A 17,769-nucleotide genomic window follows, 5' to 3' on the forward strand; every position below is an offset into this window, starting at 1 on the left:
TAAGACCCCAAACCGTTCAAACCAGAAGGTGCATTGTGGCTCAGTCCAAACTTGATGAAGTCGTGTCCCTCGCGAAGCGTCGCGGATTCGTGTTCCCCGCCGGCGAGATCTACGGCGGGACCCGTTCCGCCTGGGACTACGGCCCGCTCGGCGTCGCGCTGAAGGACAATATCAAGCGCGAGTGGTGGCGTTCGATGGTCGTCACCCGTCCCGACGTCGTCGGCGTCGACACCTCCATCATCCTGCCGACCCCGGTGTGGGTCGCCTCCGGCCACGTCGCCGTGTTCAACGACCCGCTGGTCGAGTGCCTGAACTGCCACAAGCGCAACCGCGCCGACAAGCTGCAGGAGTCCTACGCCGAGAAGCACGGCGACAAGCTGCCGGAGAACGGCATGGCCGACATCGTCTGCCCCGACTGCGGCACCCGCGGCAAGTGGACCGAGCCGCGCGACTTCAACATGATGCTGCGCACGCACCTCGGCCCGGTCGAGGACGAGAACAGCCTGCACTACCTGCGTCCGGAGACCGCGCAGGGCATCTTCGTCGACTTCAAGAACGTGATGACCTCCTCGCGTTCCAAGCCGCCGTTCGGCATCGCCAACATGGGCAAGTCCTTCCGCAACGAGATCACGCCCGGCAACTTCATCTTCCGCACCCGCGAGTTCGAGCAGATGGAGATGGAGTTCTTCGTCGAGCCCGGCACCGACGAGGAATGGCACCAGTACTGGATCGACGCCCGCACCCAGTGGTACCTGGACCTCGGCGTCAAGCCGGAGAACCTGCGCCACTACGAGCACCCGAAGGACAAGCTGGCCCACTACTCGAAGCGCACCGTCGACATCGAGTACAAGTTCGGCTTCCAGGGCTCCGACTGGGGCGAGCTCGAGGGCGTGGCCAACCGCACCGACTTCGACCTCTCCGCGCACGCCAAGCACTCCGGCGAGGATCTGAGCTACTTCAACCAGGCCACCGGCGAGAAGTACGTCCCATACGTCATCGAGCCGGCCGCCGGCCTGACCCGCTCCCTCATGTGCTTCCTCGTCGACGCCTACGACGTGGACGAGGCGCCGAACACCAAGGGCGGCGTCGACAAGCGCACCGTCCTGCGCCTCGACCCGCGCCTCGCCCCGGTCAAGGCCGCCGTGCTGCCGCTGAGCAAGAAGCCGCAACTGCAGTCCGTCGCCCAGGACCTGGCCGCCGACCTGCGCCAGAACGAGTGGATGATCGACTACGACGAGTCCGGCGCCATCGGCCGCCGCTACCGCCGCGAGGACGAGATCGGCACCCCGCTGTGCATCACCGTCGACTTCGACACGCTCGACGACCACGCCGTGACGATCCGCGACCGCGACACGATGAACCAGGAGCGCGTCTCGCTGGACAAGGTCGCCGAATACGTGGACGCCCGCATCGGCGAGAAGCGCACCCGCGTGCCGATGAAGCCGGTCGCCATGGGCGGCGAGGCCTGGCCGGACTCCGTCAGGATCAACGAGGCCGGCGGCCTGTACTGATCGGCGATACGTCGCCGGAAGGCGGCGGCAATGGCCCCCTCTGACGAGGGGGCTCCCGGCTCGGCCGGGTGGGGGAGAGAAGGAGCGGCCGACGCGCCGCGGTCTCTCCCCCAGTCATCCCGCGGATGACAGCCCCCTCGTCAGAGGGGGCCTGCATGTCCCGAACCCCAGCAACGAGCGGAAGGCCTGTGACAGTGAGCGACATCACCGAAACCATCATCAACGCGCCGCACGAGACGGACGATCTCGACCCACGCACGGACGCGCCGCGCCGCGCGGCCGGCGAACCCGCCCCGGCCATCGCGCCGGTCAGGCTCGGGAACATCAGCGTGCCGACGCCCGTCGTGCTCTCGCCGATGGCCGGCGTGACCAACTGGCCGTTCCGCGTGATCTGCGAGGAATACGGGCCCGACGGCCTGTACGTGGCGGAGATGATCACCGCCCGCGCGCTCGTCGCCCGCAACCCGAAGGCCCTGCGCCTGTGCCGGTTCGCGCCCTCCGAGCGCGTGCGCTCGCTCCAGTTGTACGGCGTGAACCCGGCCATCGTCGAACAGGCGGCTCGCATCGTCGTCGACGAGCATATGGCCGACCACGTGGACCTGAACTTCGGCTGCCCGGTGCCCAAGGTGACGCGCCGCGGCGGCGGATCGGCGCTGCCGTGGAAGACCGACATCTACACGGACCTCATCCGCCGCGTCGTCAAGGTGTGCGGCGAGGCCGGCATCCCGGTCACCGCGAAGATCCGCGTCGGCATCGACCACGACCACGAGACCTTCCTCGAAGCCGGCCATATCGCGCAGGAGGAGGGGTGCGCGGCCGTCACGCTGCACGCGCGCACCACCGCCGAATACTACGGTGGGCACTCCGATTGGAGCCGCATCGGCGAACTCAAGGAACGCCTCGACATCCCCGTGTTCGGCAACGGCGACATCTGGGGCGCGGACGACGCGCTCGCGATGATCCGCGAGACCGGATGCGACGGCGTGGCCATCGGACGCGGCTGCCAGGGCCGCCCGTGGCTGTTCGCCGACATCAAACACGCCTTCGAGGGCTCGGACGAACGCTTCAACCCGACGCTCGGCGAGGTGTGCCGCGTGATCCGCCGCCACGCGGGTCTGCTCGTCGAGTTCTACGACGGCGACGAGCGCATGGCCGTGCACGATTTACGCAAGCACATCGCCTGGTACCTCAAGGGGTTCCCGGTGGGCGGGTCCACGCGCAAGGCGTTCATGGAATGCGAGTCCCTGGCCGACGTGGACCGCGAGATCGCGCGCCTCGACCCGGCCGTCACGTTCCCCGAGCGCGTGGTGGACAAGCCGCGCGGGCGCGTGCGGTTCGCCAAGAAGGTGCATCTGCCGTACGGCTGGCTCGAGTCGCGCACGACCAGCCATGAGGAGCGCGAGACGCTCTTCGGCGACGACCCGATGGACGCCGGTTACTGACGCCATGGGGCCGGGGGCCGACGCCCGGGACCGACGTCGGGAGCGGTGTGCGATGAAAACGTCGTCATCGCCGTGAAATACGCGTTACACGCGCGAAAATATCACACAATACGGGGGAGCCCTGCGCTAGTCTAGGGTGTAACCGTGAAGTGACAGGAGCCAAACGTGAGCGAGAACGCCCAGACTGAGTTCAACGACAAGACCAACATCAAGGTCGTCGGCGTAGGCGGTGCCGGCGGCAACGCCGTCAACCGCATGATCGCCGAAGGTCTTCAGAACGTTGAGTTCATCGCCGTCAACACCGACGCCAAGGACCTGCTGCGCTCCGAGGCCGATGTGAAGATCTCCCTGTCCGACCAGTCCAGCCGCGGCCTCGGCGCGGGCGCCGACCCGGAGAAGGGCGCGAAGGCCGCGCAGGACCACCAGTCCGACATCGAGGAGTCCCTCAAGGGCGCCGACATGGTGTTCGTCACCTGCGGCGAGGGCGGCGGCACCGGCACCGGTGCCAGCCCGATCGTCGCGCGCGCCGCCCACCAGCAGGGCGCGCTCACCATCGCGGTGGTCACCCGTCCGTTCTCGTTCGAGGGCCCGCAGCGCGCTGCCTCCGCCGAGCTCGGCATCGACAACCTCCGTCAGGAGGTCGACGCCCTCATCGTCATCCCGAACGACCGTCTGCTCGAGCTGTCCGACCGCTCCATCACGATCATGGACGCGTTCAAGACCGCGGATTCCGCGCTGCTGTCCGGCGTCCAGGGCATCACCGACCTCATCACCTCCAACTCGTACATCCACGTGGACTTCTCCGACGTCACCGCGATCCTGCGCGGCGCCGGCACCGCGCTGTTCGGCATCGGTTCCGCGCGCGGCGAGGACCGCGCCACCCAGGCCGCCGAGCTGGCCATCAGCTCGCCGCTGCTCGAGGAGAGCATCGAAGGCGCCCACGGCGCGCTCATCAACGTGGCCGGCCCGACCGACATCGGCCTGCAGGAGGCCTCCGCCGCCGTCGAGCTCGTGCGCAAGGCCATCCACCCCGAGGCCCAGATCATCTGGGGCCTCGCCCTTGACGACGCCTACGGCGACGAGGTGCGCGTCACCGTCATCGCCGCCGGCTTCGACACCGCCAAGGAACAGGCCGAGGCGAACGACGCGCAGCCGCTCGCCGTCGCCGCCCAGCAGGCGAAGGCCGCCCGCGACGCGGCTCCCGCCGCCCGGCAGGCCCCCGCGCAGCCCGCCGCTCCTGCTCAGCCGGCCGCCCCCGCGCAGCCGCAGCAGGCCCAGACCGCCACGCCGCAGGCCCAGCCCGCCGCTCCCGCGGCTCCGGCCGCCACGCCGGCCCCCGCGCAGCCGCAGCAGGCCCCGGCCGCGCAGCCGCAGCCGTCCACCGCCCAGCCCGACCAGTCGCCGTTCACCTTCGCCCCGACCACCGGCGGGATTCCGGCCCAGCAGCCGTACCACTACCGGAACCCCTACCAGGAGTACCCGTACGCGCCCGACGCGAACGATCCGGCCGGAGACCTCGACATCCCCGATTTCCTGCGCTGACGGCAAGACGACAACGACGACGAGAAAGGGTTAAGCCATGGCAGGGTTCATGAAGAACGCGATGTCCTATCTGGGCATGTCCGACGTCTCCGAGAACGATGACGATTTCGACATCGACGAGGAACCGGAGACCCCGGAACCCGCGGGTTCGTTCGACTCCGACCATACGGTGACCCCGATGCCGACGAAGCCCGCCGTCCCGGCGTCGGCCGCCTCGTCCCCGTCCTCGTCCACGCGCGTCGCCAACCCGTTCCAGGGGCGTCTCAGCCGCATCACGACCATCCATCCGAAGTCCTACGAGGACGCGCAGATGGTCGGCCGCGCGATTCGCGACGGCGTGCCAGTCGTGCTCAACCTGACGGGCGTGCCCGAGGCCGTCGCCTACCGCATCGTGGACTTCTCCGCCGGCGTGGTGTTCGGCGTGCACGGTTCGATGGAGCGGGTCACGCCGCGCGTGTTCCTGCTGAGCCCGTCACAGGTGAACATCAAGGTCGAGGAATCGGCCAACGCCAACAGCGCGCGCGACCTGTTCGCCGACTGAGCCACACGGTCCCCGCGTCGCCTTCCACGTCCCCGCAGCCGAAAGCCGCGGGGACGTTTCGGTATGTCATCAGCGAACATTCAGCCTGTTCCCAGCGGGGCTGATACGGTGGAGGCATGCTGTTCCTCATCCTGACGCGCATCGTCGACGGTCTGATCGACGCCTACATCACCGTGCTGTTCATCCGCATGATCCTCGACTGGGCGGCGCTGCTCGCGCCCCGCTGGTACCCGAGGGGCCTCGTCGCCAAGCTCATCGACATCGTGTACAGCGTCACCGAGCCGCCGCTGAAATGGCTGCGCCGCTACATCCCGCCGCTGCGTCTCGGCGCCGTCGCGCTCGACATGAGCTTCATCGTCCTGTACTTCGTCCTCGTGGTGCTCCGCGCGCTCATCTGACCGGCCCGTGAGCGCGCCCATGGGCGTGTCATCCGTCCGCAAACGCGGAAATACTGCATGAATGCTGGGGGGACGTGCTAATGTCATGTGTTGATACCAACGTAAGCGAGGCACAGCCCCAAAGCGAGGTGTAGATTTATGGCTCTGTTGACGCCTAAGGACATCAGGGAGCGCACGTTCCAGACGGTGCGCTTCAAGGAAGGATACGACGTCGACGAGGTCGACGATTTCCTCGACCAGGTCACCGAGACCGTCGAGGCGCTCGGCAAGCAGGCGGTCGCCGGCCAGTCGACCCAGGCGCTGGGTCCGGATGTGACCGCCCTGAACAAGAAGATCTCCGAGCTGAATGCAACGGTGCAGCAGCTCCAGGACGAGAACGACAAGCTCAAGGACGCCGCCAAGCAGGCGGCCGCCGGTGGCGACCAGGCGCAGGCCGTCGCGGCCAAGCTGGCCGAGGCGGAGTCCTCCAACAAGGCCCTCTCCTCCCAGAACGAGCAGCTCAAGGCCCAGGTCGACCAGCTCAACGCGCAGATCGACCAGCTCACCGCCCAGGCCGCCCAGGCCTCCGGCAACCAGGACGCCGTCGCTCAGCAGATCGCGGCCGTCCAGAAGGAGCGCGACCAGTTCCGCGCCCAGGCCGAGGACATGTCCCGCAAGATCGCCGCCTTCCAGCAGCAGGCCTCCGGTCTGCAGCAGCAGGCGCAGCAGGTCCAGGAGCTCACCCGCCAGCTCGAGGAGTCCAAGAAGCGCGAGAACCAGCTGCGCGAGCAGGTCGCCAAGGTCGAGCCCGACACCGAGACCGGCTCCCTGCGCAAGATCGCCGGCGCGGCCGTCGGCGCCGGCAGCGAGCCGGAGCGCGCGACCGCCATGCTCACCCTCGCCATGCAGCTGCATGACCAGTATGTGGACAAGGGCAAGGCGAAGGCCAAGGAGATCACCGAGAAGAGCCAGAACGACTACAACGACCTGATCGGCAAGGCCAACGACTACTCCAACCGCACCCGCACCGAGGCCGACGAGTACAACAAGCGCGTCCACTCCGACGCCGACGCCTACTCGAAGCGCACCCGCTCCGACGCCGATGCCTACTCGGTCAAGACCCGTCAGGACGCCGACACCTACCTCGGCACCAAGCACAACGAGGCCGACCAGTACGAGGCCGAGGTCCAGCGCCGCGCCGCCGAGTACGACCAGAAGGTCCGCACCGCCGCCGACGAGTACGGCAAGCAGACCCGCAAGGAAGCCGACGACTACGGCGTCAAGACCCGCAACGAGGCCGAGGACTACGGCAAGAAGACCCGTACCGCCGCCGACGACTACGCGAACCAGGTGCGCGAGAACCTGACCCACGAGGCCAAGGCCATCGAGGGCAACATCCAGGGCCTCAAGCAGTTCGAGACCGAGTACCGCGCCCGCCTCACCGAGTTCCTCGGCCAGCTGGTCAACCAGGTGTCGGACAACAACACCTACAGCCAGACCGAGCAGTCCGGCGACTGATCGCAGGTACGCATCCCGGTATGAACATGGTTCATCATGGACGGCCGCGCATTCGCGTGGCCGTCTTTGCTTGCGTCACCGTCATCGCGCTGGCCGTCGACCAGCTCACGAAACTGTGGGCGCTGTCCGCGCTGTCGGACGGTCGCACCGTGCGCGTCATCCCCGGCCTGCTGTCGCTCACGCTGGTACGCAACCCGGGCGCGTCCCTCGGCTTCGGATCGGGTGCCACGTGGGTGATCTCGCTGCTCGCCATCGTCGCCTGCGTCGTGCTCGCCGCGCTCGCGTGGCGGACCGCGTCGACGGCATGGTCGGCGGCGTTCGCGTTGGCGTTCGCCGGCGCGCTCGGCAATCTCATCGACCGCGTCGTCTACGCGTCGGGCTTCCTCGACGGCAAGGTCGTCGACTTCCTCAACTACGGATGGTCCGTGGGCAACGTGGCGGACATCTTTCTCATGGCCGCCGGCGTGGCCATCGTGCTCATGATCCTCTTTGACGTGCCGTTCGGCGCCCGTGACGGCGGGAAGGCGGGGGAGCGCGCCGCCGCCGTGGCGGACGGCGAAGGCGCGGAAGGCGGCGTCGCATGAGCCGCCTCGCGCCGGCGCCCGACGCGCTGGTCGGCAGGCGGTTCGACGTGGCCGTCTCCAAGATGCTCGGCGTCTCCCGTTCGAAGGCCGCCGAACTCATCGACACCGGACAGGCGAAGGTGCTCGACCGCTCCATCGCGAAATCCGGCATCCTGCAGGCGGGGGAGACCGTCGAATTCGATCTCGTCGAGGAACGCAAGGCGCCGGAGCCGATCGCCACGGACATGGCCGTCGTCTACGAGGACGACGACGTGGTCGTGGTCGACAAGCCGGTCGGCGTCGCCGCGCACGCGTCCGTCGGCTGGACCGGACCGACCGTGCTCGGCTCGCTGCGCGACCGCGGCGTGCACATCACCTCGTACGGCGCCGCCGGGCGCGAGGGCATCGTCTCACGGCTCGACGTGGGCACGAGCGGCCTCATGCTCGTATGCAAATCCGATCTCGCGTATGTGGAGATGCGTCGGCAGTTCGCCGGACACGAGGTCGTCAAGACGTATCATGCGCTCGTGCAGGGCTCGCTCAGACAGGACAAGGCGACCATCGACGCGCCGATCGGGCGAGCGAAGGTCTCCGATTTCCGCTTCTGCGTGACACCGTCGGGCAAGCCCGCCGTCACGCATTGGGACGTGATGGAGCGGTTCGGTTCGGAGGCGACGCTCGTCTCCGTGAACCTCGAGACCGGTCGCACGCACCAGATCCGCGTGCATTTCTCGTCGATCGGGCATCCGCTCGCCGGCGACCACATGTACGGCGCGAACCCGGTGCTGGCCGCCGAGCTCGGCTTGGAACGCCAATGGCTGCACGCGATGCAGCTGGAGTTCCGTCACCCGCGCACGCACGTGTGGACGACCGTCACGTCAAGCTATCCGGCCGATTTGGAGCATGCGCTCGACGTGATGCGCGCCCGTCACGCGGAAGCGCCGGCAGCGGATGCGGAGGCGGCGTCGGAGACCGCGGATGCGGAGGCGCCCGCCGCGGACCCGTTCGCGGCATAGGTGCGGGCGAGGCGTTCGCCCACCTCGCGCAGGCTGTCGCGCAGGGACTGCGGCTCGAGGATCTCGATGTTCCCGCCGTCCGCATACTGCAGCGCCCACCACAGGGTGGCCTTCTCGTTGGCGCGGACCCGTACCTCGTAGACGGGCTCCGCGCCTTTCGCGCCTTTCGCGCGCTTTCCGCCTTCGCCGTCCCTCGCCGCCGTCCCGGCGGGAGGCTGTGGGAGCCGGGTGACCTGCGCGTCGTCGAACCAGTCGAACAACGGCTCCAAGGGGCCGGCGATGCGCATGCGGATCGGCACCGCGGGGCCCTTCACCGGGTAGGGGCGCTCCGCCATATGCCGGTCGATGTCGAACGGCTCGCCGGGCGTGTCGCTGAAATCGTCGAGACGATGCGAGACGGAATGGTCGGCGTCGTCGATCCTCAGGTCGCGCAGACGGTCCACGTGCAGGTAGGCCAGCCCGTCGTAGATGTGCATGTGGCACACGAGATAGTACATGTTGTTCTTGTACATGAGATGGTACGGGTCGGCCCGGTACACGCGCGCCCTGCCGGCGGCGTCGCGGCGGGGCACGAGCACGCCGTCCGTGTCGTACGTGCAGTAGTGGAATTCGATGACGCGCTCATGGTCGATCGCGTCGTTGAGCACCTCGATGTTGTTGAGGAACTCCGTGTTGTAGTTCTTCGGCGTCTCGAGCCTGCTCAGGCCGCGCAGCTGGCCGGAACGCCCGGCGAACGAGTAGATCTTCGCGATGAGGTCGCGCAGGTATTCGCCGTCCGGGCGGGAGAGCATCACGCCGTCGGTGAGCAGCCGCATCTGCGCGGTGTCGAAGACCGGGTCGATGTACCAGCCGGGGCGCGGATCGGGGCTTTCCGCGTGCACGAGATCGGCGCGGTCGAGATGCCCGACCTTGCGGCCGATCGGCGTCATGGACTCGAACGCGCGCAGATGGTTGCGCACGGTCTTCTCGTTCACCCCCAGCGTCTGCGCGATCTCCGAGGCGGTGAGCCCGTGCTCGCGGTCCGTATGCGCCGCGAGCAGTTCGATGATCTCCACCACGATCTGCGCGGTGGGCGTCTTGGGCGCGCGGGCGGCCCCCGCCGCGGCGCCATCGGCCTTACGAGTCATGCCGGCTCCCTTCCTGCGACCCTCATCGGTGAACACCATCCTACGCCCGTGGCCGAAAGGCCCTGAACAGGGCGTGCGGTAGGGTGGAACGCATGGCCAATTCGGGAGACTTCGTTCATCTGCACAACCACACGCACTATTCGCTGCTCGACGGGGCGTCCAAGATCCCGGATCTCGCCAAGTACACGGCCGAGCTCGGCATGCCGGCCGTGGCGATCACCGACCACGGCAACATGCACGGCGCATACGAGATGTACACGAACTGCGTGGCCAACGGCGTCAAGCCGATCATCGGCATCGAGGCGTACGTGACGCCGGAGACCGCGCGCCAGGACAAGTCCCGCGTGCACTGGGGCACCGAGGACCAGCGCCGCGACGACGTCTCCGGCGGCGGCCTCATCACCCACATGACGATGTGGGCGGAGAACGACGAAGGCCTCGTCAACCTCATCAAGGCGAGCTCCGTGGCGAACCTCGAAGGCCGCGTCCAGCGCTACCCGCGTATGGACAAGGAGGTGCTCGCCACCTACTCGAAAGGCGTGATCGCCTCGTCCGGATGCCCGTCCGGCATCATCCAGACCAGGCTGCGCCTCGGACAGTTCGACGAGGCGCTGCGCGCCGCCGGCGAATTCCAGGACATCTTCGGCCGCGACAACTTCTTCATCGAGCTCATGGACCATGGTCTCAAGATCGAGAAGGAGGTCACCGCGGGCCTGCTCGACATCGCGAAGCGGCTGGACGCGCCGCTGCTCGCCACCAACGACTCCCACTACGTGCACGCCGAGGACGCGGAGGCGCAGGACGCGATGCTGTGCATCAACTCCGGCTCCCACCTCGACGACCCGGACCGCTTCAAGTTCGACGGCACCGGTTACTACATCAAGCCGGCCGCCGAGATGCGCGAGCTCTTCAAGGAGTTCCCCGAGGCGTGCGACAACACGCTGGAGATCGCCGAACGCTGCAACGTGATCTTCGACGACCACGAGGACGGCGCGTTCATGCCCCAATTCCCCTGCCCGGAAGGCTGGGACGAGGCCTCGCTGTTCCTCAAGAAGGTCGAGGAGGGACTGGAGCGCCGCTATGACGGCAACGTGCCCGAACACGTGTCGAAGCAGGCGGACTACGAGTGCGGCATCATCTGCCAGATGCAGTTCTGCGGCTACTTCCTCGTCGTCGCCGACTACATCCAGTGGGCGAAGGACCACGACATCATGGTCGGCCCCGGCCGAGGCTCCGCCGCAGGCTCGATGGTCGCCTACGCGATGGGCATCACCGAGCTTGACCCGCTGGAGCACGGCCTCATCTTCGAGAGGTTCCTCAACCCGGAACGCGTCTCCCTGCCGGATATCGACGTCGACTTCGACCCGGACGGCCGCCTCGACGTGATCAACTACTGCGGCGAGAAATACGGCCACGACAAGGTCGCCCAGTGCGTGATCTACGGCGTCATCAAGACCAAGCAGGCGCTGAAGGACTCGGCGCGCATCATGGGCTACGAGTTCTCGATGGGCGAGAAGGTCACCAAGGCGCTGCCGCCGTCGAAGAACGGCAAGGACGCGTCGCTCAAGGAGATCTTCGACCCCACGTCGAAGCGCTTCGCCGAGGCCCGCGAGTTCCGCGAGCTGTACGAGTCCGACCATGACGCGCACCAGATCGTCGACAAGGCGAAGACCATCGAGGGCCTGATCCGCCAGACCGGCGTGCACGCCTGCGCCACGATCATGGGAAGCGCGCCGATTACCGACACGTCGCCGCTGCTGGAACGCACCGACGGCACCGTCACGACCACGTTCGAATACCATACGTGCGAGACGCTGGGCCTGGTCAAGATGGACTTCCTCGGCCTGTCCAACTTGACGGTCATCCAGGATACGCTGAAGAACATCGTCGCCAACGGCAAGGAGGCGATCGACTACACGAAGATCCCGCTCGACGACAAGCCCACCTACGAGCTGCTGTCGCGCGGCGACACGCTCGGCGTGTTCCAGCTCGATTCCGACGGCATGCGCTCGCTGCTCAAGATGCTCAAGCCCGACAACTTCAACGACATCTCCGCATTGATCGCCCTGTACCGACCGGGCCCGATGTCGATGGAATCGCACATCAACTACGCGAAGCGCAAGAACGGCCTGCAGAAGATCACGCCAATCCACCCGGAGCTCGACGAGCCGTTGAAGCAGGTGCTCGACGAGACGTACGGCCTGATCATCTACCAGGAGCAGGTGCAGTCCGCCGCGCGAATCCTCGCCGGCTACTCGCTCGGCAAGGCCGACGTGCTCCGACGAGCCATGGGCAAGAAGAAGCCGGAGGTGCTGGCCAAGGAGAAGGTGCCGTTCTTCGCCGGCATGAAGGAGCACGGCTATTCGGAGGAGTCCGCGCAGGCCGTGTGGGACATCCTCGTCCCGTTCTCCGGATACGCGTTCAACAAGGCGCACTCCGCCGCCTACGGCCTCATCTCGTACTGGACCGCGTACCTGAAGACCCACTACCCGGTCGAGTTCATGGCCGCGCTGCTCCAGGGCACGAAGGACAACAAGGACAAGACCGCCCTGTATCTGGGCGAGGCGCGCCGCATGGGCATCCAGGTGCTCTCGCCGGACGTCAACGAGTCGCAGCTCGCGTACTCGGCCGTCGGCGACGTCGTGCGCTTCGGTCTCGGCGCGATCCGCAACGTGGGCGACAAGGCGGTGGCCGACATCATCGCCGAACGTTCCGGCGGACACGGCAAGTACGTGAACTTCATGGACTTCATCCGTCGCGTGCCGTTGACCGCGCTCAACAAGCGTCTCGTCGAATCGCTGATCAAGGCGGGCGCGTTCGATTCGATCGACCCGAACCGCCGCGCCCTGTTCCAGATCCACGAGACAGCCATCGATTCGGTCGTTGGATTGAAGCGCAAGCAGGCGGAGGGCCAGTTCGACCTGTTCTCCGACGACGAGGACGGCGGCGCCGAGGCGATGGGCGACGCGGACGTCACCGTGCCCGACATCGAGGATTGGGACAAGAAGACCCGCCTCAACTTCGAACGGGAGATGCTCGGCCTGTACGTGTCCGACCATCCGCTCTCCGGCATGACCGCCGTGCTCGCCGGCCTGCGCGAGATGTCGATCGCGCATCTCATCGACCGGGCGAAGACGATGGGGGAGGGCCAGCAGGTCACGCTCGCCGGCATCGTCACCAAGGTCGACAAGCGCGTCTCCAAGAAGGGCAACCCGTGGGCGCTCGTCACCATCGAGGATCTCGAGGCGTCCATCCAATGCCTGTTCTTCGGCAAGGTGTACGAGGCGGCCGCGCCGAACCTCAAACAGGACGAGGTCGTGCAGGTGCGCGGCCAGGTGGAGCTGCGCGACGAGGCCGTCTCGCTCCGGGCCACCGAGCTCGACGTGCCGTCGCTCGAGGCGGAGGACGAACGGCCGGTCGTCATCACCCTGCCCGAGGTGGCGCTGAGCCGCGAGCACGTCATGCAGCTCGGCCAGGTGCTCACCAACCATCCCGGGTACTGCGAGGTGAAACTCGCCATCGTGGACGGCGACGGCAAGGCCGAGGTCCTCACGTTCGGCGACCGGTTCCGTGTGAAACGCGACACCTCGCTGTTCGCCGAACTGAAGATCCTGTTCGGCCCCAGCTGCCTGCCCGCCGCGTAGCGCCGGGGCGGCGCGCGCTACCGGCGGCGGAGGGGCTTGAGCTCGAAGACCTCGTCGGACTGGTCGGCGACGGCGGGGGAGTGCGTCACGATGATGACGCATTTGCCCTCCTCATGGGCGAGCGAGCGGAAGATCGCCATGATGTCGTCCTGCGTGGCCATGTCCAGGTTGCCGGTCGGCTCGTCCGCCAGGATGATGTCCGGATCGTAGCCGAGCGCGCGGGCGATTGCCACGCGCTGCTGCTCGCCGCCCGACAGGTGCAGGATGCGTTCGTTCGCGTATTCGGCGGGCAGCCTCACCTTGGCGAGCAGTTCGACGACGATATCGTGCTTCGGCCTGTCGAACGTCTTGCCGGACGCCTCCATCGACAGGGTGATGTTCTCCTCGACGGTCAGGGCCGGCAACAGGTTGAAGCTCTGGAAGATCACGCCGATGTCGTGGCTGCGGAACCGGTAGCGGTCCGATTTCGCCAGATCGGCGCCGTTGTAGAGGATGCGGCCCTCGGTCGGGCCGGTGAGCCCGGACAGCAGCGAGAGCACGGTGGTCTTGCCGGCGCCGGACGGGCCGACGATCGCGGTCACGGCGCCGGCGTGGAATCCGCGGCTCAGGTCGTCGACGACCTTCTTGCCGCCCTTCGTGTACGAGTAGGACACGTGGTCCATCTCCAGGACGGTGCGGGGTCCGGGGGCCGGGGCGGCGGTTGCGGCGGCGGCTTCCGTGGTATCGACGGTTTCGACGATTGTGGTTTCGGTGGTCATGTGATGTCCTTTCGGGAATGGGGTCTCTCCCCCAGTCGGCTTCGCCGACAGCCCCCTCGTCAGAGGGGGCCGATCACGCGGTTGTACAGGGTGGTCGTGGATCTGTGAGCCTCCTCGTCAGAGGGGGCCGATGCTTACGGGTCAGGAGCGGTCGGCGAGGATCTGGAGGGGTTCGTAGCGGATGATCGCGACGATGCCGGCCAGGGCGGAGACGAGCGTCAGCGCGAGGCCGATGAGCACGAGCTGACCGACGACCTTGAGGTTCACGGTCGCGTCGATCTCGCTCACATAGTCGACCGCCTGCGAGAATCCGCCGGGGCCGCCCTGGCCGCCGGAACGCGCCGGCTGGGAGGACTGCGCGTCGGAGGAGGAGCCGGAATCCGAGGAACCGTTCGAGGAGCCGTTGGACGATGACGAATCATCCGAGGAGGAGCCGGACGAGGAGGAGCCGTTCGAACCGCCGGGCGTGCCGGGCATGTCCGCGGCACGGCCGAACTGGGCCTGACGGCTCGATGCCTCGGACTCCTGCGAGGAGACCTGCTGGGCGAGCAGGTGGTTCGAGACGGGCACCGAGGCCGCGGCGCCACCGGCCACGCCGAGCGCGATGCCGATCATCGTGACGATGAGCAGCTCGATGACGAACTGGGCGGCGACCTTCGACTTGCGGATGCCGATGGCGGTGAGCACGCCCACCTCGTATTTGCGTTCACGCACGTTGAACAGGTTGAGGACGACGAGCACCACGGCGCCCACGGCCAGCACGATGATCAGCAGTGTCAGCGCGAACTTGGCGAGGTTGTCGAGCGGTACGAGGCTGGACTCGTAGTTCTCGACGTCGGCGGAGGAGACGGTGTACGTGTCGTCGAGGCCCGCCTTCTCGACGTCCTTGACGAACGTCTCGTAGTCGTCCTTGCCGCCCAGCACGTAGGTGAAGTTCAGCTGGGTGCGGGAGGCGGAGGTCTGCGTGGTGGTGGAGGAATCCGTGGACGAGGAATCGGACGAGGAATCCGAGGAGCCGGACGATTCGGTGGACAGGCCGAGCTTCTTCAGCGTGCTCACCGACGTGTAGATCGCGTTGTCCGGATCGGAGGAGGTGCCGCCCATCGGGCCGTTCGCGCCCGTGTTCGACGAGGTCGCGTTCTTGTAGATGCCGACGATGGTCAGCTCGTAGGTCGTGTCGTCGCCGGACAGGTCGGCCACGGTGATCGTGTCGCCCACCTTGAGCCCGTTGAAGTCGGCGAGCGCCTTGGAGACGATCACGTCGCCGTCGCTGGAGGAGCCGTAGCCGAACACCTTGCCGCTGGACATCGTGAACGTGCCGTTCGCCGCGGCGGCGACGGCCTCGTCGGAGGAGAATCCGACGAGCGAGAAGTCTCCGGAGGCCATGCCCATGCCGCCGCCCTGGCCGCCCATGCCGCCCGGACCGCCGCCCTGGCCGTCGCCGCCCTGCGCGTCGCCGGACGCGGCGGAGTCGGATGAGCCGGAGCCGGATGAGCCGGACGACGACGAGTCGGTGGAGTTCGCCTCGTTCGACGTGGTCGATTCGACCGGCTGGAACGCGTCGGTGCCGTTCACGGACGTGGTCTCCGTGTAGTACGTGCCGACGCTTACGCTGGATGCCTTCGCGTATTTCTCATAGTCGGCGAGGGAGAGCGCGCTCTGGTCGAGCGCGTCGCGCATCGACCCGAAATCGGGCTGCTTGGACGAGCCCGACGAATCCGATGAGTCGGACGAATCCGATGAGGCGGCCTGTTTCGCCTTGCTCATCATCGCCTCGCGGTCCACGCCGATTGTGGCGGTGACGCTCGTCGAGGCGAGACCGGTCTCGCGCGCGGTCTCGGCGGCGTTCCTGATGGACAGCCCGATCGTCGCGGCCGCGGCGATGATCGCCACGATGACGACGATGAGGATGTTGCGTCCCTTGTTGCGCACGACCGATCGCCATGCGTTCTTCAACACGAACATGGGTGTTCCTTTTTCGCTTCCATGCGCCGGGCCCTGCGCCCCGCGCCACGGCTCCAGCATGCGGCGCGGGCATGGAAGCGCCCTTGCCGCATGCTGAAGGTCTCCCGGTGCGATCGGCGTGGAAATCAGGGGAGTTTCCTGAACGCGCGCTGGAAGCTAGTCGGCGGCACGCGTCATGCGCGTGTTCCCGTCGCCGGCCGCGTCGGCCTGGGGCTGTGCGGCGCGGGTGGTGATGCGGCCCTCGTAGTAGTGGGTCTCCTTGAGTTCGCCGTCGATGACGTCCGCGAAATGCTTCTCGTGCGTGATCATCGGCGTACCGCCGAGATCCGAGGCGTTCTGGTAGGCGGCCTGATGGTATTTGAGCCAGTGGGTCATCTCCTTCGTCTCGGACGGGTCCTGGACGGGCGCCGCCGCGTACGGGCTGTCGCCCCAGACGCCGGAATCGACGCCGGGCACGCATACGCCGTCCTCGCCGACCTGCGGCCCGTCGACGTCCGGCGCCGGTTCGAGCGTGCCCCGGATCGTCAGCCAACGCTCGTCCGCCGGGTTCTCGGCGCCGTCCAGCGCGGCGACGAATTCGTCCTCGATCTCGATGCTCGTCACCCACGTGTCTTCGGGGATCGGATGGTTCGCGATCGGCGACCCGGCGGTCACGATGTGCTCGATGTCGAATCGTTCCGATTCGTCGGAGGCGATCGCCGCGGCCACGATGCCTCCCTGCGAGTGCCCGATGATCGCCACCGGCTCGTCCGGCCGGATGCCCGCCTGCTCCATCGCCTCGACCACCATGCGCGCGCTGTCGGCGCGCCGCCGTCGCTCGGGGTCGTCGCTCATCAGCTCGATGTTCTGCTCCCATCCGAATGGGGAATCCCATTGGCCGTCCGTGCCGGGCACGGTGATCAGCCAGGCGTTGGAGCCGTCCGCCTTCTCGTAGCGCTGCACCGCCACCGTGCCGTAGACGAGCCCGGAATCGAGGTCGACCTTGCCGAGCCGCTCCTCGCCGAGCCGGCGCAGGTTCTCCAACGATTCGCCGACCGACGACGAGCCGCGCACCACGTCCGCGCGGGCGTCGACGCGTCTGACGGTCAGCGTGTTCCCTTGGTAGAGGTCCTTGATGGGGCCGGACCATTTGCCGATTTTGCCGGCCGCCTGGTTCACCTCGTCCGTATGCACCACGCCCTTGCCGATCTCCACGCCGGCGATCTTCGCCGCGATGCCCGACACGTAGCCCTCCTGGAACTGCGCCGTGATCCACGAGGCGTACCCGGGCGTGTAGGCGTGCTCCGCACCCATGCCGTAGAGGAGACCGCCGGAGATGCCGCCGATCATGGCCGCCGTGGCCCATACGGGGCTGGCCTGCGTGATCGCCTGCGTGAGTTCGGTGACGACACGTCGCGACTGGCGTTCGGCATCCGAATACAGCGCGTTGGCGCGCACGAGCAGATCCTCCATGCCGCGGATCTTCGCGCACGTGTCGTTGATCTCGGCTGCGCGCCGCTGGCATGCGGCGATGAGCCCGTCGTAGGGGAGCGTCGTATGCTCCTTGCCGGCCATCGACGCCGCTCCGGAGGAGAGCACCGGGCACAGGGGCACGCCCGCGCGGTCCGATGCGATGTCGGTGGCGGCCTTCGACCAGGCGAGCGCATGGGCGGTGAGTTCGCTGGAGGCGTCCCGCAGCGCGGCCTGCGCGGCTTGGAACTCCTCGACGGTGGCGGGTGCGGACTGGTGCCCGCCGTGGATGCGCGATACGATCTGCCAGCCCATG

General features: G+C 67.4%; 13 protein-coding genes. 9 read left to right on the top strand and 4 right to left on the bottom strand.

What is annotated here, in order from left to right; all coding sequences use genetic code 11:
• Positions 1 to 35 precede the first annotated feature (35 nt).
• From AC1AYP_RS00805 to AC1AYP_RS00840, 8 genes are all read left to right on the top strand, one after another.
• The gene (locus AC1AYP_RS00805) at positions 36 to 1,511 is read left to right on the top strand and encodes a glycine--tRNA ligase (protein WP_476531710.1); all 1,476 of its coding nucleotides are present in this window, start codon (positions 36 to 38) and stop codon (positions 1,509 to 1,511) included.
• A gap of 194 nt (positions 1,512 to 1,705) precedes the next feature.
• Positions 1,706 to 2,953 carry a tRNA dihydrouridine synthase DusB gene (dusB, locus tag AC1AYP_RS00810; RefSeq protein ID WP_476546500.1) on the top strand — a complete coding sequence of 416 codons (1,248 nt, stop codon included), beginning with the start codon at positions 1,706 to 1,708 and terminating at the stop codon, positions 2,951 to 2,953.
• A gap of 165 nt (positions 2,954 to 3,118) precedes the next feature.
• Positions 3,119 to 4,495: a cell division protein FtsZ gene (gene ftsZ, locus AC1AYP_RS00815; protein WP_476546501.1), complete on the top strand. Its 1,377-nt coding sequence runs from the start codon at positions 3,119 to 3,121 to the stop codon at positions 4,493 to 4,495.
• 37 nt (positions 4,496 to 4,532) lie between these two features.
• Entirely contained in the window at positions 4,533 to 5,036 is a 504-nt protein-coding gene (locus tag AC1AYP_RS00820; RefSeq protein ID WP_476502001.1) for a cell division protein SepF, read from the top strand.
• Between the two features lie 116 nt (positions 5,037 to 5,152).
• On the top strand, positions 5,153 to 5,434 hold the full coding sequence (locus AC1AYP_RS00825) for a YggT family protein (RefSeq protein ID WP_476531715.1): 282 nt from the start codon (positions 5,153 to 5,155) through the stop codon (positions 5,432 to 5,434).
• Between the two features lie 138 nt (positions 5,435 to 5,572).
• Entirely contained in the window at positions 5,573 to 6,931 is a 1,359-nt protein-coding gene (locus AC1AYP_RS00830; RefSeq protein ID WP_476501999.1) for a DivIVA domain-containing protein, read from the top strand.
• A 26-nt stretch (positions 6,932 to 6,957) separates the two neighbouring features.
• On the top strand, positions 6,958 to 7,515 hold the full coding sequence (locus AC1AYP_RS00835) for a signal peptidase II (RefSeq protein WP_476501998.1): 558 nt from the start codon (positions 6,958 to 6,960) through the stop codon (positions 7,513 to 7,515).
• Positions 7,512 to 8,510, top strand: a complete 999-nt coding sequence (locus AC1AYP_RS00840) for an RluA family pseudouridine synthase (protein ID WP_476546502.1) — start codon at positions 7,512 to 7,514, stop codon at positions 8,508 to 8,510. Before AC1AYP_RS00835 ends, AC1AYP_RS00840 begins: the two co-directional genes overlap by 4 nt.
• Here the strand turns inward: AC1AYP_RS00840 and AC1AYP_RS00845 are convergent.
• Positions 8,423 to 9,637 carry a helix-turn-helix transcriptional regulator gene (locus tag AC1AYP_RS00845; protein WP_476546503.1) on the bottom strand — a complete coding sequence of 405 codons (1,215 nt, stop codon included), beginning with the start codon at positions 9,635 to 9,637 and terminating at the stop codon, positions 8,423 to 8,425. The genes AC1AYP_RS00840 and AC1AYP_RS00845 overlap by 88 nt on opposite strands.
• Before the next feature lie 92 nt (positions 9,638 to 9,729).
• On the opposite strand from AC1AYP_RS00845, the gene dnaE reads away from it, so the two are divergent.
• Positions 9,730 to 13,281, top strand: coding sequence for a DNA polymerase III subunit alpha (gene dnaE / locus AC1AYP_RS00850; protein ID WP_476501995.1), 3,552 nt, complete (start codon positions 9,730 to 9,732; stop codon positions 13,279 to 13,281).
• A gap of 17 nt (positions 13,282 to 13,298) precedes the next feature.
• On the opposite strand, the gene AC1AYP_RS00855 is transcribed toward dnaE, so the two are convergent.
• From AC1AYP_RS00855 to AC1AYP_RS00865, 3 genes are all read right to left on the bottom strand, one after another.
• Positions 13,299 to 13,943 (bottom strand): ABC transporter ATP-binding protein, encoded by a 645-nt coding sequence (locus tag AC1AYP_RS00855; protein WP_476532308.1) that lies wholly within the window; start codon positions 13,941 to 13,943, stop codon positions 13,299 to 13,301.
• 237 nt (positions 13,944 to 14,180) lie between these two features.
• Positions 14,181 to 16,004, bottom strand: a complete 1,824-nt coding sequence (locus tag AC1AYP_RS00860) for an FtsX-like permease family protein (protein ID WP_476546504.1) — start codon at positions 16,002 to 16,004, stop codon at positions 14,181 to 14,183.
• 156 nt (positions 16,005 to 16,160) lie between these two features.
• Positions 16,161 to 17,768 carry a PGAP1-like alpha/beta domain-containing protein gene (locus tag AC1AYP_RS00865; RefSeq protein WP_476546505.1) on the bottom strand — a complete coding sequence of 536 codons (1,608 nt, stop codon included), beginning with the start codon at positions 17,766 to 17,768 and terminating at the stop codon, positions 16,161 to 16,163.
• Position 17,769 lies beyond the last annotated feature (1 nt).

Source organism: Bifidobacterium sp. LH_424 (genome assembly GCF_056356895.1).